21 protein-coding genes are annotated in these 20,981 nt (G+C 26.3%); 6 read left to right on the plus strand and 15 right to left on the minus strand.

All coding sequences use genetic code 11. The annotated features are described in order from the left end of the window. Both JG780_RS06770 and JG780_RS06775 read right to left on the minus strand, forming a co-directional pair. On the minus strand, positions 1-690 hold a 690-nt coding region (locus tag JG780_RS06770), incomplete at its 3' end, for a P-loop NTPase fold protein (protein ID WP_287569727.1). 152 nt (positions 691-842) lie between these two features. Beyond that, positions 843-2,231 (minus strand): ATP-binding protein, encoded by a 1,389-nt coding sequence (locus JG780_RS06775; RefSeq protein WP_287569729.1) that lies wholly within the window; start codon positions 2,229-2,231, stop codon positions 843-845. Between the two features lie 591 nt (positions 2,232-2,822). Here JG780_RS06775 and JG780_RS06780 point away from each other — a divergent pair. Next, positions 2,823-3,083 (plus strand): hypothetical protein, encoded by a 261-nt coding sequence (locus JG780_RS06780; RefSeq protein ID WP_004104379.1) that lies wholly within the window; start codon positions 2,823-2,825, stop codon positions 3,081-3,083. Next, positions 3,016-3,633, plus strand: a complete 618-nt coding sequence (locus JG780_RS06785) for a nucleotidyl transferase AbiEii/AbiGii toxin family protein (protein ID WP_287569731.1) — start codon at positions 3,016-3,018, stop codon at positions 3,631-3,633. The genes JG780_RS06780 and JG780_RS06785 overlap by 68 nt, the downstream gene beginning before the upstream one ends. A gap of 43 nt (positions 3,634-3,676) precedes the next feature. Here JG780_RS06785 and JG780_RS06790 read toward each other — a convergent pair whose 3' ends face one another. From JG780_RS06790 to JG780_RS06810, 5 genes are all read right to left on the minus strand, one after another. Beyond that, positions 3,677-5,080, minus strand: coding sequence for an ATP-binding protein (locus JG780_RS06790; protein ID WP_287569734.1), 1,404 nt, complete (start codon positions 5,078-5,080; stop codon positions 3,677-3,679). A 100-nt stretch (positions 5,081-5,180) separates the two neighbouring features. Next, entirely contained in the window at positions 5,181-5,630 is a 450-nt protein-coding gene (locus tag JG780_RS06795; protein ID WP_049750523.1) for a DUF4143 domain-containing protein, read from the minus strand. A gap of 2 nt (positions 5,631-5,632) precedes the next feature. Next, positions 5,633-5,962, minus strand: a complete 330-nt coding sequence (locus tag JG780_RS06800) for a hypothetical protein (protein ID WP_287569736.1) — start codon at positions 5,960-5,962, stop codon at positions 5,633-5,635. Beyond that, positions 5,941-6,396, minus strand: coding sequence for an ATP-binding protein (locus JG780_RS06805; RefSeq protein WP_353844453.1), 456 nt, complete (start codon positions 6,394-6,396; stop codon positions 5,941-5,943). Before JG780_RS06805 ends, JG780_RS06800 begins: the two co-directional genes overlap by 22 nt. An 18-nt stretch (positions 6,397-6,414) precedes the next feature. After that, on the minus strand, positions 6,415-6,543 hold the full coding sequence (locus tag JG780_RS06810; protein WP_258167435.1) for a hypothetical protein: 129 nt from the start codon (positions 6,541-6,543) through the stop codon (positions 6,415-6,417). Positions 6,544-6,951: 408 nt separating this feature from the next. Between JG780_RS06810 and JG780_RS06815 the strand changes: the two genes are divergently transcribed. Together JG780_RS06815 and JG780_RS06820 are read left to right on the plus strand one after the other, a co-directional pair. After that, positions 6,952-8,121 carry an ATP-binding protein gene (locus tag JG780_RS06815; protein ID WP_287569738.1) on the plus strand — a complete coding sequence of 390 codons (1,170 nt, stop codon included), beginning with the start codon at positions 6,952-6,954 and terminating at the stop codon, positions 8,119-8,121. Positions 8,122-8,500: 379 nt separating this feature from the next. After that, positions 8,501-8,782: a hypothetical protein gene (locus JG780_RS06820; protein WP_287569739.1), complete on the plus strand. Its 282-nt coding sequence runs from the start codon at positions 8,501-8,503 to the stop codon at positions 8,780-8,782. A 244-nt stretch (positions 8,783-9,026) separates the two neighbouring features. Here JG780_RS06820 and JG780_RS06825 read toward each other — a convergent pair whose 3' ends face one another. The 5 genes from JG780_RS06825 to JG780_RS06845 all read right to left on the minus strand — a co-directional run bounded on the left by JG780_RS06825 (position 9,027) and on the right by JG780_RS06845 (position 16,053). Beyond that, complete coding sequence (locus tag JG780_RS06825; protein ID WP_287569741.1) at positions 9,027-10,481, minus strand: ATP-binding protein; 1,455 nt, start codon at positions 10,479-10,481, stop codon at positions 9,027-9,029. A gap of 304 nt (positions 10,482-10,785) precedes the next feature. Continuing rightward, positions 10,786-11,490, minus strand: coding sequence for a hypothetical protein (locus tag JG780_RS06830; RefSeq protein WP_287569743.1), 705 nt, complete (start codon positions 11,488-11,490; stop codon positions 10,786-10,788). 51 nt (positions 11,491-11,541) lie between these two features. Continuing rightward, the gene (locus JG780_RS06835; protein WP_287569744.1) at positions 11,542-13,086 is read right to left on the minus strand and encodes an ATP-binding protein; all 1,545 of its coding nucleotides are present in this window, start codon (positions 13,084-13,086) and stop codon (positions 11,542-11,544) included. After that, entirely contained in the window at positions 13,079-14,485 is a 1,407-nt protein-coding gene (locus JG780_RS06840) for an SIR2 family protein (protein ID WP_287569747.1), read from the minus strand. The genes JG780_RS06835 and JG780_RS06840 overlap by 8 nt, the downstream gene beginning before the upstream one ends. Positions 14,486-14,544: 59 nt before the next feature. Further along, the gene (locus JG780_RS06845) at positions 14,545-16,053 is read right to left on the minus strand and encodes a hypothetical protein (protein ID WP_287569749.1); all 1,509 of its coding nucleotides are present in this window, start codon (positions 16,051-16,053) and stop codon (positions 14,545-14,547) included. Between the two features lie 101 nt (positions 16,054-16,154). On the opposite strand from JG780_RS06845, the gene JG780_RS06850 reads away from it, so the two are divergent. Next, positions 16,155-16,601: a DUF4143 domain-containing protein gene (locus JG780_RS06850; RefSeq protein WP_287569751.1), complete on the plus strand. Its 447-nt coding sequence runs from the start codon at positions 16,155-16,157 to the stop codon at positions 16,599-16,601. A 186-nt stretch (positions 16,602-16,787) separates the two neighbouring features. Here the strand turns inward: JG780_RS06850 and JG780_RS06855 are convergent, their stop codons facing one another. Further along, on the minus strand, positions 16,788-18,155 hold the full coding sequence (locus tag JG780_RS06855) for an ATP-binding protein (protein ID WP_287569753.1): 1,368 nt from the start codon (positions 18,153-18,155) through the stop codon (positions 16,788-16,790). Positions 18,156-18,335: 180 nt separating this feature from the next. Next, positions 18,336-18,554 carry a hypothetical protein gene (locus JG780_RS06860; RefSeq protein ID WP_287569755.1) on the minus strand — a complete coding sequence of 73 codons (219 nt, stop codon included), beginning with the start codon at positions 18,552-18,554 and terminating at the stop codon, positions 18,336-18,338. A gap of 188 nt (positions 18,555-18,742) precedes the next feature. On the opposite strand from JG780_RS06860, the gene JG780_RS06865 reads away from it, so the two are divergent. Further along, positions 18,743-19,126 (plus strand): substrate-binding domain-containing protein, encoded by a 384-nt coding sequence (locus JG780_RS06865; RefSeq protein WP_287569757.1) that lies wholly within the window; start codon positions 18,743-18,745, stop codon positions 19,124-19,126. Positions 19,127-19,178: 52 nt separating this feature from the next. Here JG780_RS06865 and JG780_RS06870 read toward each other — a convergent pair whose 3' ends face one another. Further along, entirely contained in the window at positions 19,179-20,864 is a 1,686-nt protein-coding gene (locus JG780_RS06870) for a carbon starvation CstA family protein (protein ID WP_287569759.1), read from the minus strand. Positions 20,865-20,981 lie beyond the last annotated feature (117 nt).

The following is a 20,981-nucleotide window of genomic DNA, read 5'->3' on the forward strand; positions in this document are numbered from 1 at the left end:
ATTACCACTTTCATTCCATCTCATTCTATCGTTTGAATATTCTCTGTATATAGAAAATGGCAGTGAAACAATTGTTATTATATTTTCTTTAAACAAAACACTTTTCAGAGAATCTAAAATATTTAAAACTTCTTCTTTCTTTTCCTTATCTAACTCATCGACTATGATCAATACTTTGCCGTATTCTTCAATTAGCAAAGATAAGAGATTGTCAATGTGTTCTTTAACTGAATAAATATTAAACCTCTTTTTATTGTTTATTGATTTTTCATATGAAACGTTGGCAGCAAAATTAACTCCCCCGCCGTATGAGGTATTGTAACTCATTTCGTTCAATATAAAATCTCTTGCCTCAGTTGCTAATTTTCTAACCTTTTTATTTTTTGAATTTATCTGTAAAAGAGAAAGTTTGTATAGAAAATCACCTATTATTACTTCCTTAGAGTCTTTTTCAGTAATTAGTATATATAGCCTTTTTGCATTTTCTGCATTAATAAAGTTTAATGTAGTTGTTTTTCCAACACCGGTTTCACCGCATACTCCAAAGATCCCCATAGGTTGAAAATATGCGATTTTATTTAAATGTTCAAGTTCTTTTTTTCTGTTTACTAAAAGCTCTTTCTCATCAATAGGTTTGTCAAACAATGCTTCAACTATATATTTAAGTTTTTTATTTTCCAGATTGATCACCTCTAAAGTCATTATATCATATTTTGTGACAATGTGACAACTGTAGAAAATATGTATTTAGTTGTGACAAAAGAAAAATTGTTTGATGGCTATGTCTTTGCACAAAAGTTAATCTGGTCAATCTTGTAAGATGCCGAAATCCAAAATCATTTTTACTCTTTAATAGCAAAAAATAACCATGCAGGAATTCCAACTATATTTTCATCTTTAAAAACTTTATCTTTAGTTATTAAAATCCCTTTTTTAAAAACTTTTTTCATGCCAAAATAATCAAATTTATTTATCTTATTTTGATATTTAACCTCAATGGGAATTAATTTTCCTTTGTAGTCAAAAACAAAATCAATTTCGTTACCGCGATCGGAATACCAAAAAAAGGGGCCGTGGTATAAGTTTAAACCATTATCAACTACGTCTTCATTTTTTAAAATGTGGTTAAGGATTAACATTTCAATGCGTTGAGGCAGTCCTATTTCTTTTCCGGTCAAGTCGTAAATTACTAAATTTACGATATTGTCCAAAGGATAAATTTTCTTTTGTTTTTTTGGCTTTATAGTTTTTTTGTAAATATCTACAAAGAAAACAGTTGAAAAGATAAAGCTGTATCCAAAATATCCAAAGTATTTTTGAACTGTATCAACGCTTTCAAAAAGACCATTTAAATGTTCTTTCAAAGAATTCCAAGAAAATCTTTGCCCTATTATATCTGGAATTTTTTTGAAAATTTCTATAATGTTCGTTCTTGATTTTATGTATTTTTCTGCATCTCCCAATACAAAATCTTTGTAAATTTTTCTTGTTAACTCACTAATTGTTCCAGTATCAAAAAATTCATCAATAATTTTGGGAAAGCCACCACAATTTACATATTTTAGAAAATATTCTTGAATAAATGAGTATTTAAATTGTAATGTTTTTAATTCTTCTTCTGTCGAAGATAAAATTTCTTCAATATCTTTTTTTTCAATTTCAACATTTAAGCTTTTTAAAAATTCTCTGAAATTTATTGGAAGATAAACTAAATCTTTTCCATACCCCTTTCTTCCAGGAAGTCTTTCGCTTGAGCTTTTTAAATCGTATGCAGATGAACCTGTAAGAATTAGCAAAGAGTTATCCAAAATCCCAATATCTACCAAATACTTTATTGAATATTGCCAATCTTCTATTGATGTTACTTCATCTAGAAAAATATATTTCATATCTTTTTTAGATGTGTTGTACGTTTGAAAATAAACTTTGAGAATTTCTGTTAATTCAAGTCTGTTTTTTAAACCATCACATGTTAGATAAAATATATTTAATGGATTTGTGTTATTTTCAATGAGTTTTTTTGTTAAAAGCTTTAAAAATGTAGTTTTTCCTATTTGCCTGGGACCTCTTAACGTGTATATACCAGGATTTGATAAATCTATTTCTCTAAATAATTTTTCTGGATAATACTTGAATTTACTCTTTTCAAATGAAACTATGTGTTTATCGTTATAAACTTCATTTTTAAGTTTCCACCAGGGGTTCATTATGTATAAATCATCAAAATTCATTTTAATCATCCCCTTTTTGTATTGTATTTCAATAAAATTCTAACACAAACTGTTCTGTTTTTTCGACCACATTCGATAAAAGCGCACGCTTTTGTCTAATATATTCGATAAACAACGACACTTTTGTTTAATATTTTTAGATGTTTCAACTATTGCTACGATAAATTTTGACATTTGCACTTTTTGTGAAATGAATATATCAAAATTTTCGTTGAGTGAATAAGTTATTCTAAAATTTGGCAATTTTAGTAGAAGAAGCTGTAGTGCTTTCTAGAAAAATTGAATAAAAAAGATGGAGTTTGAGAAATGGAATAAGAACGGGGTGTTATAATTAAAGGATATATTTGGTTTTAGATTTAAAATTAGTTAGTTTTTTTACCTTGTTAAAACTTTATAACTTTTCAGATAAATCTCTTTCAAAAAATAGTTTCACCACTGATAAATATTCACAAGGTATATTAAGTATAGATACTTACAGGATGTATACAAAAATTAGGTAATATTTTTTATTTATGTTTCAAATTGACAAATCTTGTTTAAAAAAGCGCTTAAGGAGGATTTTTATGGTATAATAATATTGGAGATGGTATTATGAATTTTATATGGGATTATTGTTTTGGAACAGAAACAATAATTAGAAAAATGGTATTGGGTAATCTTGAAGATTTTAGTGAGCTTCTAAATAAATATAAAGAAGATGAGTTGAAGGAGATTTTTTTAAGCAATCTCCATAGGTTTAATGGTAAAGATAGAAGTTTTTGGAAAGTTATTTTGGAGGTTTCTAATGAAGAAATTAGAAGAAAATCAAAAGAAAGTTTTAGAAAAGATTTTGCGCTTAGAAATTTTCCATGATTTTTACCTTGCAGGTGGAACTTGCCTTCTGTTAAAGTATGATCATAGACCATCCCTTGATTTTGACTTCTTTCTTTTTCCAGATAAAGATTTTTCAAATGTATATGAAAACACAATATACAGTAAACTGAACGTAGCATTTGCTTATAAAGATCCTCAGACTCTTATATTTGAGTTAGATGATATTAAGATTTCGTTGTTTGAATATAAATACCCGCTTTTAAAGCAACCTGATAAAGTTGGAAAGCTTTATTTGGCAAGTGATGAAGATATTGCATGTATGAAAATGAGTGCTATAGCTCAAAGAGGACTAAAAAAAGATTTCTATGATCTTTGGTTTTTAATTAATATCCATAAATGGACTATCAAGGAGCTAGTTTCAATGCTTGAGACTAAGTATAAAGGATATAATCCTCTTATTTTTCTTAAAGCTTTAGTTTATTTTGAAGATGCAGAAAAAAATAAAGATTTTAGAGAAGTTGAAGAAAAGTGGGAGGATATAAAGAAATTTTTTAATGATTTTGTTAGGTCTTTTAGAGAATATATTTAGTTTTAAATTTCAAAAATCGCTAGCTTTTTTACCTTGCTAAATCTTAATTATTTTCGGATAAATCTCCTTCAAAAATAAGTATATTTTTTTCCTTTTTTACTTTATCTATAAAATTTTTTGTATATCCATTATAGGAAAAGAAAGCAAAATACAAATTATTCTGATTGTTATCTTTTAAAAGTTTTTTTGATTTTTCTACCAAAGCATAATACACGTCTAAATCTACTGGTTTTTTTGTGTATTTACACTCTCCAAAAAGAATTGGTTTATTTTCTCTGTCTACTCCTACAATATCAATTTCTAAGTTTTTGTCCCACCATCTTCCAATTTTTGATAATTTTACTGGTAATTTATCATTTAAATTTAAATCTATCAATTTTTCTTTACTAATATCTTCGTATATAAAGCTTACATGTCTTTCAATAAAGGATTTTTTTATTATGTTCATAACAAAGTCAATGTTTCCAATTTCTATATAACTTTTATACGGATATATAAACTTAAACCAAAAATTTAAAAAATTATCTTTTATTTTATATATCCCTTTTTTACTTGTCTGTGGATTTTTTTCTAAAATTGGAACTTCTCTTTCCAATATATCGAGCTCGATTAGATTGTTTAGGTAATAACTTAGGGATGTTTGCTTTATGCCAAGGCTTGTTGAAATTTTTGAGAGTTTGTTATTTCCGTTTGCGATGGCCTTTATTATTGAAAAATATGAGCCTATATCTTTTAACTCTTTTTCTAGCAAAAAATAGGGTTCTTCGAATAGATAAGAATTAACGTTTAAAAAATTCTCTTTAATAGTGTCATATATATTCTCTTTTAATTCTAATATTTCTACATATTTTGGAATTCCTCCTGTTAAAGAATAGAGTTTTATTAAGTCAATATTTTTATTTTCAAAAAACTCTTTGAAATATTTAAATTTAATTGGCTTAAGATTCATTTGACTAGTTCTTCTTCCGTATAGTGGACTTGAATATGAAAGAACTTCTCTTTTTATCATAGAAAGTGCTGATCCAGAGATAATTAACATTATACTTTTATCCTTCAAATATTCATCCCATGATTTTTGCAAAATAGATGAAAAGCCTTTGTTAGACTTTAATAAATACTGGAATTCATCTATCACTATGATTAGTTTTTTCTCTAATTTTAAGGTTGAAATTATGTAAAAAAGGTCATTCCAGCTTAATAATTTGTTATTATCAAGCAGTGGAATTTTATATTTTGAATAGAGGATATTTTGGAATGTTTTAATATTTTCTGCTTCGCTTTCCTCGGTTGCCAAAAAATATACACTATCTTTGTTTTTGATAAATTCTTTTATAAGTCTTGTCTTTCCCACTCTTCTTCTGCCATACAATACTATAAAGGAAGAAGTTTTTCTCTTATACTCTTTTTCTAAGAATTTTATTTCGTCAATTCTATCAACAAATTTCATAATATCACCTCAAAAACATTATACCATATTATTGTAAAAAATATTATAGTTTAAACTATTATAGTTTAAACTATAATTATAAAAATACGGTTCTGAAATTTTACGTAATAAGCAAAAACGATTCAATTGGAAGTGCTACTACATTATCCTTTTTACATACAATATTTTTTGTTATTAAAATACCTTTTTGAAATACTTTTTTCATTGTTAAGTAGTCAGAAGGAGAAATGTTGTTTTGAAATTTAACTTCTATTGGAATAATGTCACTTTTTAGATTAATTAAGAAATCAATTTCCTTTCCTTTCTGAGAGTACCAAAAATATGGTCCGTTGTATAACATTAATCCCTCAGGTAAATCTTTTGAGTATTTTAAAAGGTGGGTAAAGACAATCTGTTCAATTTTTGCAGGAAATTTAATTTGGGTGTTAGTAATTTTTTCTATAACAATGTTAAAATTAAATCTATGAGATAAATCTTTTTTTTGTTTTTTGGGTTTAATTGTTTTTTTAGAAAAGTCATAGAAAAACAAAATCCCAAAAAGAAAATTCATACTTAGTAAGGTAAAGTAATCCTCAATTGTATTTTTCGAGCCAGTTCCTTCAATTTCATTATAAAGAGAATTCCAGGTATTAAACCTGGAATCTTAAAAAGCAGTTGATTTAATATTAACCTTGAGCGATTAAATCGTTCAATATCAACATACAAGTAGTTTGTATATGTATTTAAAGTTTCTTCAGATATAGAGTTATTTTCAAAAAAATCGTTAATTACTTTTGGAAACCCTCCAGTATTAATGTATGTTTTAAAATCTTCTTTGAACCTTGTAAGTTTTAGATTTAATGTTTTTAACTCTTTTTCACTCATTTCAAATAAATCTTCCAATTTGTACTGAAGTCGATGTTATGATTTTGATTAATATACTCCTTAAAAGAAACTGGTAAATACACTATATCTTTCCCCAATTCCCTTCTTCCAGGAAGCCTTTCGGAAGATTTTTTCAGATCATATGAAGAAGAGCCAGTTAATACTACAAATGCATTTTCTAGTCTTCCTGTATCATATAAATATTTAATTGATTTTTGCCAGTTATTTACACTTGAAATTTCATCAAGGAACAAATACTTTTTTTCTTTTATGTTGTTTTTAATGGAAAAATAATCAATTAGAATTTGTGTAAGTTCATTCTTGCTGCTTATTAAATCAAGGGTTACATAAAGGATATTTGATGGATTAACATTTTTTTCAAAAAGATCTTTGATGAGAAGTTTTAATACTGTTGTTTTTCCAATCTGCCTTGGACCTTTTAATATGTAGATACCATTCTTGTAATTTTTTTAATTTTTCATAAAACAAGGTATGTACTTAAATTTACTTTTTTCAAATTTTCTTATATGTACATCAAGATATATTGATTTGCTATCTTCCCACCATGGATTTTGGCTATAGACATATGAAAAATCCATATTTTCACCTCCTGAAAAAGTTATATTATGGCATATAGTCAATTCACTGACCAAATTGGGCCTAATTTAGTCAGTGTATTGACTAAAAATGAAAAATTAATTGTAATTCTCTAATTTAATTGATTAATATGATGATAAAAAAACATAGAGGGAAAGCTACAAGAAATAAATTCTTAGACCGGTATGAAAATTGCTGTTTTATTAATCTTTGACAATATAAAGCTCTTTTATACAATTTTTCAAAAGTTTTATTCATACATAAATAATCGTTCTATTTTAAAACGTTTTTCGAATTATATCGTTTTATTATAAAACGATATTTAACATTAAGCCTATATAACGTTTTATTATAAAACTATAATATGGTATAATAGTTTTGTGATAGAACGAATTAATGGGGGTAAAAATATGAAAAAAGTAGAAATACTTGAAAAATTTGAAGAGAAAAAAGAAAGGATGATTAATTTTCTTCCTAATAAAAAAAGACTTTATTTTGAAAATATTGAAAAATTTGAAAATGAAAGAGGATTATTAATATATGGTCCAAGGGGCGTAGGTAAGACAACTTATTTGTTAATGAGTGCAAAAAAAAATAATCTATTTTATGTTTCAGGAGACGATCCACTGTTTTCACAAATTTCACTTTACGATCTTGGTGAAAGTGTTTTTCAAGAAGGGGTTAACGGATTAATTGTTGATGAAGTCCATTATTTAAACAACTGGAGCATTCAAATAAAATCGTTGTATGATTCTTTCCCAAATAAAAAAATCTGGATAAGTGATAGTAGTAGCATTATTTTAAGGAAAGGAATTTCTGACCTTTCAAGAAGATTTGTTAAAGTAAAACTACCGTTATTATCTTTTAGAGAGTATTTATACTTTGAAACTGGAAAAAAATTTAATAAAATTTCTTCACCATTTGATTTTGACAGAGAATATGTTATTTCGTTAACCAAGGATGTGGAGATTTTGAAATATTTTAAAAATTATTCAACTTCAGGAACTCGTCCTTTTTATATTGAAGGAAATTTTTCAGAAAAAATGAAAAATGTTCTTGAAAAGACAATTTATAGTGATATCCCATATTTTCTAGAAACTATTAGAGATAACCATCTAAGATTAATGTGGGCTATTATTAGCTATTTAATTTATTCAAAAATTCCAACGGTTAATGTTGAATCCATGTGCAGAGAATGGAACGTTGGAAAGCAAAAATTATACGAAATACTATATGTTCTGCAAGAGTCAGGACTTATAAATATAGTGAACAGAAAGGGGAATTTTAAAGTTAATACAAAAGGGGATAAAATATTTCTTTCTGATCCATCATTTTACCATATTTTTGATGGTGAAATTGGTAATTTTAGAGAAGCATTTGTGGTTTTTGCTTTAAAAGAAATAGGAAAAATCTATTCAATTAAAAATGAAAGGGATGGGGACTTCATATTCGATAATTATAAAATAGAAGTTGGTGGTAAAAATAAAAAGCTGAAAAATTCAGATTTTGTGATAAGAGATGATCTTGATATTCCAATCAAAAATAAAATTCCGTTGTGGGTACTTGGCTTTTTGTGGTAAGATTAATCATTTTAATTTAAGTACATGATAAATCTTAAGATTTGTATCTTCAAAGATAAAATTTTGCATTTTAATGCATTTAAAACTAATATTCATCTTCTGTAGCTAAATCTTATTCAATTCTTTTTCATGATTTTCAAAAAGTAAAATTATATATCGTATCAAATATTTCTAATAAATTAGTTTTATAACTTAAGTTTGATACACGTGCGTTTTTCATTGCACAAAATTGTTAATAAATGCATTTTATTTTCTATTAGTTGATTAAATTTTATTTTATGCAAAATTTATTTTGAACTTTAAAAAACAAGAATTACTCATATTTTGATTAAAATATAAAATATGGTATGACCTAAAGTAAGATATTGGAGGTGATATTATGAGTAAAATACGCTATGTAAGAAGCAAAGAAATACGTTCTAACCCTGCTATTTTATGGAAAGAAAATGAAACAATTATTACTTCAAATGGGAAGCCAAAAGCAATTGTTATCCGTATCGAAAACGATATTGAGAGTACTTTAGCAGCATTTAGGCAGGTAAAAGCTATGAGAGCCGTTGAAAAAATGAGGCTTATTTCAAAACAAAAAGGGTTAGATAAAATCAGTGACAAGGAAATAGACAAAGTAATTGATGAGGAGCGAGGTGAAGGTAGTTGTTAATACTAATGTAATATTTTGGAATATTAAAAGCTGAAAGCCTTCCCACTAAAATTTTGAATTTAGTTCTTTTAGAAAAACTATTAATATGTGCTGACAGTAGGATAATTAGCGAGTATAGAAATGTGTTATTGAGAGAAAAGTAAAGGTTTAATAATTTATACTCCTAATAACTTTTTGAAATTATACAAGACCATAGAAAATCTAAATTACAGCTATTAGATGCCCCTGGTAAAACAAGAATTTGTTATCTTTTTACACCGTGCCAATCTTTCCAACCTTTTTCTTTGCTAAATTCAATAAAGTATACATTATCATCTATTTCAGAAAGATTTTCTTCAAAACCACTTTTTGAAACTAAAATAAAATAGTCTACATTCAATGCTATTTTCTCGACCTTGTTTTTCAAATTATAAAAATCTTTTATATTCATCTTTTTATTTCGCCATTTTATTTCAGCAGCATATATTTTTCCTTCTTTGTCTTTTCCTAACATATCTATTTCAACATCTTTTTTCCAAAATTTTCCCGCTTCAATTAAATTAAAACGCCTTTTTAAGTAATTTACACTTTGCTTTTCAAACTCAAATGAAACATATTGTGAAAAATCATTTTCAATTAAATTCAAAACGTTTTCATATTCGTTTAAATCTACGCTTTCTTTGTATGGGAAAATATATCTATAACAGAATCTAAACAGCTGATCGTCAATAACGTACAAGAAATTTTTTGTTCTATGCGGATTTTTTAAAAGTGCGGGAGTAATTCTTTTTATCAGTTTTAAGTTAATGAGTGATTTCAAATACGGTTGTATTTTTCTAGAATCATTTTCTCCAATAAATGATGTAATTTCATTGATTTTATTTCTACCACTTGCAAGAGCTTCAAGTATTGATTGATAGATTGCAGGTTCTCTTAGTTCTTGATACAAAATAAAATATGGTTCTTCTTTTAATGGCGCACCAAGTTTTAAAAATAAATTTTCAATGTTTGAAAATATATCTGTTTTTCCATTCCATAAAGTTAGATAATAGGGGATACCTCCAACTATTGAATAGGTTTCAATTAATTGGTGATAATTATACTCTGGTATGAAAAGTTTTAAATTTTCAAAAGAAATGGGATTTAATTTTAAACTCCCAGTTTTTCTTCCATATAATGGATTTTTATAATTTAATATTCCTTCCATAAAATTTATACTTGAACCGCAAAGAATAAGTTTAATTTTAGAATCATCTAACTCATCTAGTAAAATTTGAAGAATAGAAATTATCTCTTCATTTTTTTCTGCAAGATATTGAAATTCATCGAGAATGATGACTATATTTTCTCTTTTTGAGTAATTAAATAAGGTTCTAAAAGCATCTTCCCAATTTTCAAATCTTATATTTCCCATATTTAAAAAATTTCCAACACTTCTAGAAAAAATATTTAATTGTTCAGTTTTTGATATTTTTCTAGCAGTATAAAATAGAGTTTTTTTATTTTTGGAAACTTCTTTTAACAAAGCACTTTTTCCAACACGCCTTCTTCCGTATAATATGAAAACTTCTTTTTTGGAAGAGGTAAGTATTTCATTGAGTAATTTCTTTTCTTCAAATCGATTTATAAAAATAATATCACCACCCATTTTAATATAACTAAATACAATTATACTAACCATAATTATACTAATTCTAATTAGTATTATAACAAAAAACATTAAAATTAACAAACATTCCAGTTAAATTGATACTTTTTAATTTGATTTTTTTGAATTTTCAAGAAAAGTTCAAAAAAGCTTTTTAAGAATTATCTACTAAAAGTAAAAGCATTATTCTACTACAAACTAGTATATGAATTCTCTAATCTTGTCTTTGGTAAATCTAAAAGTATACATCTAAAAAATTTTTAAAAAATTTAAACGACAAACCTTTATGTTTCAATGTTCTATATACACTGACTGTTATAAAACTTTATATTTTTCAAGTGAATACAAAAGTTATACTTTCTTAGTTTTGTTTTAATTATTCTTTACATTGAGCAATTAGCAAATTAAGTTTCTCAAGATTTTCTAATATTTTATCTACCAGTAATAGCATAAATTCTAAGAATCTATTTGTCCCCTCTTTTTCTTTGTCTTCGTATCCTTCTGGAAAGATATAATCACCAAAGAAATGAATGTAATATTTTTTATTAGTTTTAAAATCAAAAATTTCAATAATTAATTCGCCTTTATACCCCGCTAGTGAGTCTATAAAATAAGCTAAAATAGGAGATTCTTTTGGATAAAAACTATGTTTCAGTGAATTATAAATATCCCATACTGAAAATTTTTTACCTTTTTCTCCTCTCAAAGCAAATGGACTATCAAATCCTTCGATTTTTTTACTTAATAAAATCTTTCCAAGATTTTCAACACAATTTTTAATATTTTCAATGATTCCTTCATCAAATTTTTCTCTAATATAAATCTCAAACTCATCTCTTATTTTTTCATTTACAAAAATATCGGTAAAATACTTTTTTTGTTTGTTACTTGGATATTCATTAAAAATTGAATTTCTCAAAATATCCATTGAACTTCCAAGTGAGAAAATTAAAGCTCTAAGTTCAGAAAATTTTATGTATGCTTCCCCAATTTTCCAAGACTTTATTAACATTTCTTTTCTATACTTGATGTCGTTGATACAATAATTTAAAATATTGTCCATTTTTAATTTTCCTTTCATATTACGTTCTATAATTACTTTTAAATTGATGGTTTATTAGCTTTTGATGTTTTAAATTTTCCAACTTTCCAACACTTTAGGATCATGACTTTCTGGTAACGGATTAGCATCAAAAATCTTGACAATATCTGGCATAGTGAATGCTTCACCTAATACTAAAGCATACTGTTTTTCAAGAACAGGAACTATATCAAGTAATTCTTTATAACTTATTCCTAATAATCTATTGACAAGTTCTAAATCATTTTTATTTGTGAGTCTATGAATTATATATGAATTACATTGAGATACCACAGTTTTTGATAATTCTGAAGGCCTTTGACTTGAAATTATCAAACTTATCCCGAATTTTCTGCCTTCTCTTGCTAATCTTTCTACATAGTAACTTCCCAACTTGTAATCATTTTTATCTTCTTCGTTTATGTATCGATGAGCTTCTTCTAATAATAATATTATATTCTTTTGATTTTCTAAATTCTTTTTAGTTTTTAATTTGTATAAGATTTTACTAAAAAGAAAAATAATAATATCTAGTTCATCTTTATCAAAATCAGCTTCTATTATGAAAACTTCGTTATCATTATCTTCAAAAATTTCAGTTACGGTATCTTTTTTTTGAGGATCATATTCTATAATATTATACAACCTTTCGTCTTCAATTATTACTTCTATTCTGTTAAGTAAAGGACCAACCCAATTTTTCCATTGATTCAGATTATAATCATTTGATGCCTTTTTATCAATTATTTCATTTATTGCATCAGGTAATTTTTTAAACATAAAATGTTCTCCATTACTTTTTTCTTTTAAATTCAAAATTGCCTCTTTAATAATGGGCGCTTGAATACCTCCACTAGCATTTAAAAATTTATAATATTCGGTATTACTTAAATAACTATGAGGTAATTTCAAATCTTCTTTTTTTATTATTTTATATTTATATTTAGAGCTATTAAAAGCTTTTGCATATTCGTTATTGGCATCAAATATTATAATTTTAGGCGATACATTAACGTTCTCTGTACTGACTTTCAGTCTATCATTTTTAAGACCCTGAATTACTGAAACAATTGTACATGTTTTTCCGCTCCCGGTATTACCAAATATGCCTAAATGTTTTCCAAATAATATATCAACATCGGCTTTTACAGTAATTTCTAAGTTATTATAGCTTTTTCCAATTTCAAGATAGTTTCCATTTTTCTTTGAAAATAGTTTTTTTTCTATATAAGAGGGTAATGCAAAAACTTCACTTCCTATAATAGGAAATGAATTTACTCCTATGTCAAAACTATCCAAATATTCATCAAATATTCCAATTAAACTTACTTTAATAATATATTTTTCGTCTTTATGATTTTTTTCATTAAGAAAATCATCAGAAAAATTTTTATCAACAATTTCAGTAATTCTTCCTATTATTTTTTTATAATTTGGCAAGTAAGAGAATACAAATTTATTTAGTGATATTGGAAAAGATATATTGCCATATATGTTTTGAATGTTATTTATTATTTCTTTTTCGGTAATTTCTACTAACATTTTCATTCCAGATATTTTTATTATTCTTCCTATTTTTACATCCGTATTAAACATTGTTTTTTCCTTCTTTCAATTTAATTATTGTGTTATACAAACATTCTTCAAGATTTTCATTATTATAATAAGGTATTAAATATTTGACAATATATTCAAATCTTCCCAAAATTGGTCCACTAAATATTGTTATTCGCTTGTCTTCCTTGCTTAGCGCATATAAATTTTTCAAAAATGGTGAAAGATTTTTGGAATTTTCATTTTCATAAGAAAAAACTACAAGATTGAAATCTGGGTTAGAAAGAGAATTTGCAATTATATCATTTACATGGTCATCATAAAAACTGTATCCAATAATTATTAATGTAGAGTTTTTTGAATTCAATTGGTTGACAAATGCTCTAAATATTTCACTGTATGGTAAGTCTAAAGATTGCTTTATTTTTGTTTGTACAGGATAAATGATTTTATTCTCATAATCTTCTATTTCTAATTTCCCATCTTTAAATGTTGGTTGTTGTTCAACTATTCCATACGGAACAGCAGAGGGATCTTCCTTCCAGTTTATTGAACCATGGAGTTTATATAGATTTATAGATTTATTGAATGGTTTTATCTTGTTAAAACCTTTAATGTGATAGTCAATATTGTAATATGAAGGATCAAATTTTCTAACAGTAAAGCCAAAGAAACCATTATTTACAATAATGCCTAACTCTTCAGCGCTTTTTTCAATTAAAAGATCATAGTTAAGGGTAAAAATATTTACCTTATTTAGATGACTTTCCCTTGAAATTATTCTTTTCAAAAACATTTTATGAAAGTGATTTTTCGAATAGTTTATATTCAAAACGTAATGTTCCAAAAATTGCTTTTTATAATTGTTTATTATTTCATTTATTTTATTTAAAATTTCATTATCTACCAAATTATAATAATTTCTTATCTGTATTAATTTGTCCAATACTTTTTCAGGTCTTTCATTAGACATGCTTATTAAAATTTTGTTTAATTTTTTATCATTAATATTGTTATTTTTAAGTATTTCAGTTAAATTATTTTCTTTAGCTTCTTGATTAATTGCTTTCGAACCGGCATAATTTGAACAGCCATTTCCAATTAGAAAATTTAAATTTTCACTTAAAATGTATTTGGATATTATATCGTTTCTGATTTCAGAAGTTTTGGTCTTAAAAAATTCTTCAAAAAATTTCGAATCAATTCTAATATAGTCACTATTTGAATCTGTTTCTTCCTTTACAAATTTTTGTTTTCTAACATCGAAAATTATTTCATCCTCTAAGCCATTCTTTTCAATAAATTCCTCAAAATCAGCCTTTATTTGTTCAATATTTTCAAATTTTGGTATTTCTACATCTTTTTTATTAAATTCTAAGATTCTTATGATGTCTTCCGTATTAAACAAATCTTTTTCGTGCGAATTATAGATATAATGCATAGTATTCTCCTTTCGTATAAAATGAATATAATTTTTATATAACTTAAAATAATGAAAATTTAGAAATTATTAAAATTTTCTAAAATTAAATTACCAAAATGACTATTTGTAACATAATAATCTAGAAAATTCTTTATTATTTTACTATCTAATTCTAGAAATCCACCATAAACCATACCATAGATTGGTTTTTCAGGTAAGATAAAATAATTTCCTAAATGATTATTTATGAAATTCTTAAAATCACTAAATTCTTTTTCGTTAGTAATACTAACAAATAAAGAATAATTATTATTAAAGTAAATAAATATTTTATCTAAGGTTTGAACAAGTTTATTCAAGAGGTGGTTAATGTCTTCATTTAAGAAGTGGTTTGAATGGTTTTTAATGTAACCTCCTAGCAAAAATATACTGTAAATTATTTTTTTAACAAAATTAGTATGATTTAAGTTTTCTAAAATATTATTCTTATTTTCATCATAACGGACATTCTTAATAATCATTAAGAAAATATTATTTTCTTCTTCTCCCAAATATTCACTTAAAGCGTGTTTATCTTTCTTTAAATACAAATTAAATATAAAATCTACAATCAGAGAAATCAAAAATTTTTGAATCTCTTCATTTGATAATATAATTTTTCTGAACTTTAGCGATAATCTCATAATAAGTTCATAGAATTTTTCTATGTAAATAAAATTCTTATCTTTATTAATAAATATTTTGTTGTAGCCTAATAAAAATTTCGTAAATTTAGTTATTATTTTTTGATCATTTTTTTTGGAAACTTCAAAATTTATAAAACTTAAAAGCGAGTAGTTTTGGGTATTAGCAATATAATAGAAACTCATTTCGAAAATTACTTCGATTATATTTTCAATTTGCTCTGTATTTTCAAATTTTTTATAATTTTTAAAAAAATCTGATAAAATAATTTTCAAATACCATTGCTTATTTGTTTTCAAATTTTCTAAGTTTTCTTCTTTAAAAACATTATCATTCCAGTTTTGTAAGCATTTTAATATATATTCGCCATCTTTATAACTAAATAAAGTAGATGTAAGATAAGAAAATAAGTCTCTTTCATAATATCTAACAAAATCTTCCATCATTCTTTGTATATCTTCTTCTTTTGTTTTTTTATTTAATACTATTTTTTTAATAATTTTTTCGGGCTTGTAGTTTTTAAGATAATATAAAATTATAAATATTAAGTAAAATATTAAAACAAATTTCATAATTAATCCAATGTTTTTGGCATTTAAAAAACTAGAAATTATTAAAAGTGTAATAAAAATTATGGAATTAACAATAAAATATATTATATCTCTCTTAAATTTATGCTCTATTACGAAATATTCAGGAATCTTTCTATCTATAAGTCTGTTGTATGTCCAATTACTCAAAAAGACTAGTATAGATATTACGGTTAAAAATATTCCTAAAAACATATTAATATTTTTCTCTATTTCTATACTATAAGTCTGAAAAAATAAAAATATTTGTGAAGCAAGTTTTTTTAAAGTTTCGGATATATTAAGGTTATGTAGATTAATTATAATGGACAAATTACTCACCTCTACTCCCTAAAAATAAAGAAATAAATCTAACAAAATACTACCACACTTTTTTTGTAAAAGTCAAGTTGTAATAACTAAAATTTCATATATTGTTAAAAAATAGTTTGTATATTATCAAACCATTTTTCACAAATAAAGCAAAAGAATTAACAAAATCACCAGTTTGTTATTTTAAAGATTTGGGTTTAAAAAATTATGCATCTGGTGAGTTTGGAAATGTAAATGACTTCAGTTTTTTATTTCAGAATTTTGTTTATATAAATCTTTATTATTTATCAAAAAAATACAATTTTTCTATTCATTATTGGAGAACAAAAGACAAAGCTGAATTTGATTTTATTTTAAGAAAAGGTATAGATTATATTCCTATAGAAGTTAAATATACAAATCTAAAAAAATTTAAAATTACAAAAGCTTTAAGAAGTTTCATTCAAATGTATCAACCAAAAGAAGCCATAGTCGTAAATTCGCTATCTAAGCATAAAGAAAAATTGGATAAAACAAAGGTCAAAATAATTCCTTTTTATGAAATATAAAAAGTTGTTTCTGATAATTTTAAAAGTATTTAAAAAATAAAACCTCGATCCTTATAACTCTTGGTATTTGATTTTATAATGACTTGCAAGAAAAGTTACAGAAAAATATTACCTTTCTTAGATGCAAAATAAGATAAAGATAGTATCAACAAATACGAATTTTATAGTATTTATGGTATATGTGATTTAATTTTTTTCTACCATACCTTCAGGGGTAAATAAAATTAAGTCTTTGATACCTAACAATTTATTTTCAAAACCAGCTTTTGAAAAGAGAATATATTTTTTCTTTCTCTCTCCAAAATCCACATAGCTGCTTCTAATTAACAAGTTTTTATAATCCTCCATACCAACTTTTTTGTTAGTCCATTTGCATTCACCAAAAACAACATTTTCTGAGTCATATGCAACTATGTCTATATCAAATGATTCATTTTTCTTTCCAGGAACTTTTCCCCACGTATTTCCAATTTTCTCTGGAATAAATCCTAAAACTTCTGGTGTTTCTTTCAAAAATCTTTGACAAATTGTTTCAAATTTTAATCCAAAATATTGAGGAAGATTTTTCCATATTAATTCTAGCGCTTTTTCCGGAGAAAATTCTATGGTTGAAATGTACTTTCGTATAAAATTAAAATAGAAATCAAAATAAAAATCATTTATTTTGTATTTTTTCATTCTCTTTTTTTGAGGGAAAAGTGGTTCGATAGATTTTACAATTTCATATTCTTCTTCTAATTCTTTTAAATAACGTGGAAGTGAGGTTTTTTCAATCTTTGATAGATCTGAAATCTCGGAAATAGTTTTTGGGCTACCTGAGATTGACTCTAGAATTGAAAAATAGCTTTTGTGTTCACTTCCAAATTCTAATACTAGGATATTTTCACCTTCATTTTTTAAAGGAGCATAATCTTTTAAAAAAAGGTCGAAAATGTGATTTTTTAATGATTTTTTCTCTTTAAAAAGCAAAAGATAACTTGGGATCCCACCAATTAATGAGTATATCTCAAATGCTTCTTTTGTTGAGTATCCAAAGTTTAAAAGTAATTTTATTGATTCGCTTAGTGAAAATTCAGAAATATTTACTAAATAATCTTTTCTTCCAAAAAGTGGCATTTTGTAATCGTAGAATAGTTTTTTCATAAGTCCAACGTATGAACCTAGTACGATGAGTTTTGTGTTATAGTTTCTGTATTTAATTTCGTCCCATGCTTTTTGAAGAGAAAAAAGTATGGAAGGGGAAACTTTGTTGAAATTTTGAAATTCATCGAAAATGACAAACTCAAATTTTCCAAAAAGTTCTAGAAACAAATCATACCAATCTTTAAAAACAGCTCTTGAAAACGAAAGACTAGTTTTTTCAAGCAAGTTATTTGGATTTAAAACATCTACAAAATAATAGAAAACATTTTCTTCTTTTTCAAAAGCTTTTCTTACGAGTGTAGTTTTTCCAATCCTTCTTCTTCCATAAACGACTATAAAAATATTTTTTTGCCTTTGAGATTTAATTTCATCAAAAAATTTCAATTCTTTTTTTCTATTATAAAATTCCATTAAAATCGCCTCCCGACGCAACTATTATATTTCATATAACATTATGTTGGTCAACATTATGTTATCCAACATATTACAGACATAATAATTTTATCATATAAGAAGATATAAAATCAAAGAATGTTTGAAATTAATCAATCAAAGTTGATATTAAAAAATCCCCTTTCGGGGGATAATGTATCAATCAGCTTTATACAAAGATTCATATTTGTAACCAGTTACTTTTTCGATAATTTCCTTTGTATTTTCATCTACTTCTGTTTTGCCGTTTCTAAAGTCTTTTAATTTATTCATTAGCAGTTTGTGAATCTCAGGTGTGATCTTGTATTTCAATGAAACAATAATTCCAAGGATAAGTAAAATTACTGGGAATAGGAAAAATGAAAGTCTAAGCCACAAAAGAGTTGTTTCAGATTGTGTAGTATTTGGAACGTATCCAATGAGCTCTAAGAAAACCCCATAGAGGATATAACCTGTGATTCAGTAAACGTTAATAATAAACATGGAGCATTTATTGCCATGAATCATTTATACGAAAATGGTCATAGAAAAATTTTATTTTAAAGTTTCTGAAAAAACATGATGATGTGGAAGTTTTTTATAGTGAGTTTGAAGGATATGAACCAGAGATTGGATATGAATCTGTTATGGCACATTTAAAAAAGTATGGAAAGAACTTTACAGCTATTTTTACAATTAACGACTGGACAGCTATCGGAGCTTTGAGTGCACTATATGAAAAAGGGTTAAAGGTTCCTGAAGATATATCTTTAGTAGGATTTGATGATGCACCTTACGTTAAATATATTGTTCCACCTTTAACAACGATAAAGCAACCTAGATGGGAAATGGGACAAACTGCGGCGCAATTGTTGATTGAAAGGATACAAAATAAAGGTTCGAATATACCAAAGAATGTAATTCTTCAACCGCAACTTATAGTTAGAAAATCAGTTAAAAAAATTGGATAAACTTAAAGAAATTCCCCCGGACTTTTTAATTAACATCCGGGGGTTTTATTAGTTAAATTTCTTCTTCCACAGGCACGATTTCTTTATTAGACTTAAAGATAACTATAAATCCTTCTATCATTATCCATAGAGCAATTACAAGTGTTGAAATAGTTACGAATATTAATAGACCATTTCCGCTGCTTATAAATTTTTTGAGATTTAATATGGTTGCATACAGTGTTATTATAAACATAAATATCATAGGGATTCCTGTAATCCATAATGGTTTTTTCTTTTTTGCCAAATAGACCGTACCAATTAATAGGGCTAGAGCAGCAAGTAATTGATTTAATGCACCAAACACTGGCCACAATGTTAAAGCACCTTTACCATCTCCTGTTGATAATGCTAGTGCTAAAGCTGCTAGTATTACTATTGCAGTAGCAATAAATCTGTTTTTTAAAGGTTTGACTACTACTTCACCTTTTTTGTTGGAGAATAACTCTTGCAATGCAAATCTTTGAATTCTTGTTGAAGAGTCCATGGTTGTTCCTGCAAAAGAAACTATAAAGACTGCCATTATTGTTTTTGCTAAATCTAGTGGTATGCCATATGAATGCATCAAATTTGCTGAGCCATTGATTACGGCTGCTAGTTTTGCACCCAAACCACTTGCTGTCGCCCATGATGCATAATGTGATGTAAATGCTTGTACTCCTCCTCCATTCATTCCAAGCCCTGCGGTAACAGCAATAATTATTATTGTAGCTAAAACACCTTCAAGGATCATACCACCGTAGCCAATTAAATGAGCATCTGTTTCTTTTTCCATTTGCTTGACTGTTGTGCCAGAAGCTGCCAAACTGTGGAATCCAGAAATAGCACCACATGCTATTGTGATAAATAAAATTGGAAATAGTGGAGGTGCATCTGGAACTGTTTGGAAAGCAGGAGCAACTATTTTAGGATGTCCAATTATAACACCTAGTACTAATAGTGCCATGGCAATTAAAAGCTCGTGAGAGTTTATATAATCTCTTGGTTGTAATAATTTGTGAACTGGCAGAGTAGAGGCTATAAATACATAGATCATTAAAATGTATATCCAGCCAAGAAGTGATATACCACTAATTGGTAACACTACGCCAATAGCAATTGTTACATACAATAATATAATTGCAATTATGGAATATAACGTATCATTTTTTCCTTTGTTGTAAACCATGTAACTTAACCACATAGCAATTGGAATTTCCATCCATACTGGAAATACAGATTGTGGGTACATAATAAATAGTAAAGCTACTATCATAGCAAAGACAGCTAATACTATCCATAGCAAAAATTGTATTAGCACTAAAAATATTTTAGCTGTTCTTTCATTTATAAGATTTCCTGTTAATTCACCGATGGTTTTACCTTGATGTCTTGCAGAAATTACGAGAGAAGTAAAGTCATGAACTGCACCCATGAATATAGAGCCAAAAAACACCCAGATAAATGCTGGAACCCATCCCCAAATAACACCTATTGCAGGACCTACAATAGGGCCTGTACCTGCTATTGTAGTAAAGTGGTGACCAAGTAAAATATGTTTTTTTGTTGGAACAAAATCAACTCCGTCTTCAAACTCTTTTGCTGGAACAGGGTTTTTATCATTTAGACCAAAAATCTTCTTTGATATCCACTTTCCATATGTGTTATATGCCACCCAGTATCCAACGAATGCTAGTGTAGCCAGTATCAAAGAATTCATAAAAAAAGCCCTCCTCTCTTGGACTTACCCCCGAAAGTGAAACGGATAAAAAAATAACTATACACTTTTCAAACAACATGGTTTCGGTATTCCACCGGAGCCATGTTTTTTAACCTT

The sequence above is a fragment of the Thermosipho sp. (in: thermotogales) genome (assembly GCF_020054775.1).
Lineage (GTDB): Bacteria > Thermotogota > Thermotogae > Thermotogales > Fervidobacteriaceae > Thermosipho > Thermosipho africanus.

Bases quoted from the DNA above. Each gene is read 5' to 3' on its own strand.
- JG780_RS06810 (WP_258167435.1), bottom strand. From the start codon at position 6,543: ATGGATTTTTCATATGTCTATAGCCAAAATCCATGGTGGGAAGATAGC.
- JG780_RS06780 (WP_004104379.1), top strand. From the start codon at position 2,823: ATGAATTTTATATGGGATTATTGTTTTGGAACAGAAACAATAATTAGA.
- JG780_RS06790 (WP_287569734.1), bottom strand. From the start codon at position 5,080: ATGAAATTTGTTGATAGAATTGACGAAATAAAATTCTTAGAAAAAGAG.
- JG780_RS06855 (WP_287569753.1), bottom strand. From the start codon at position 18,155: ATGGAATTTTATAATAGAAAAAAAGAATTGAAATTTTTTGATGAAATT.
- JG780_RS06835 (WP_287569744.1), bottom strand. From the start codon at position 13,086: ATGTTTAATACGGATGTAAAAATAGGAAGAATAATAAAAATATCTGGA.
- JG780_RS06870 (WP_287569759.1), bottom strand. From the start codon at position 20,864: ATGAATTCTTTGATACTGGCTACACTAGCATTCGTTGGATACTGGGTG.
- JG780_RS06840 (WP_287569747.1), bottom strand. From the start codon at position 14,485: ATGCATTATATCTATAATTCGCACGAAAAAGATTTGTTTAATACGGAA.
- JG780_RS06795 (WP_049750523.1), bottom strand. From the start codon at position 5,630: ATGAATTTTCTTTTTGGGATTTTGTTTTTCTATGACTTTTCTAAAAAA.
- JG780_RS06820 (WP_287569739.1), top strand. From the start codon at position 8,501: ATGAGTAAAATACGCTATGTAAGAAGCAAAGAAATACGTTCTAACCCT.
- JG780_RS06785 (WP_287569731.1), top strand. From the start codon at position 3,016: ATGAAGAAATTAGAAGAAAATCAAAAGAAAGTTTTAGAAAAGATTTTG.
- JG780_RS06825 (WP_287569741.1), bottom strand. From the start codon at position 10,481: ATGTTTTTTGTTATAATACTAATTAGAATTAGTATAATTATGGTTAGT.
- JG780_RS06775 (WP_287569729.1), bottom strand. From the start codon at position 2,231: ATGAATTTTGATGATTTATACATAATGAACCCCTGGTGGAAACTTAAA.
- JG780_RS06815 (WP_287569738.1), top strand. From the start codon at position 6,952: ATGAAAAAAGTAGAAATACTTGAAAAATTTGAAGAGAAAAAAGAAAGG.
- JG780_RS06830 (WP_287569743.1), bottom strand. From the start codon at position 11,490: ATGAAAGGAAAATTAAAAATGGACAATATTTTAAATTATTGTATCAAC.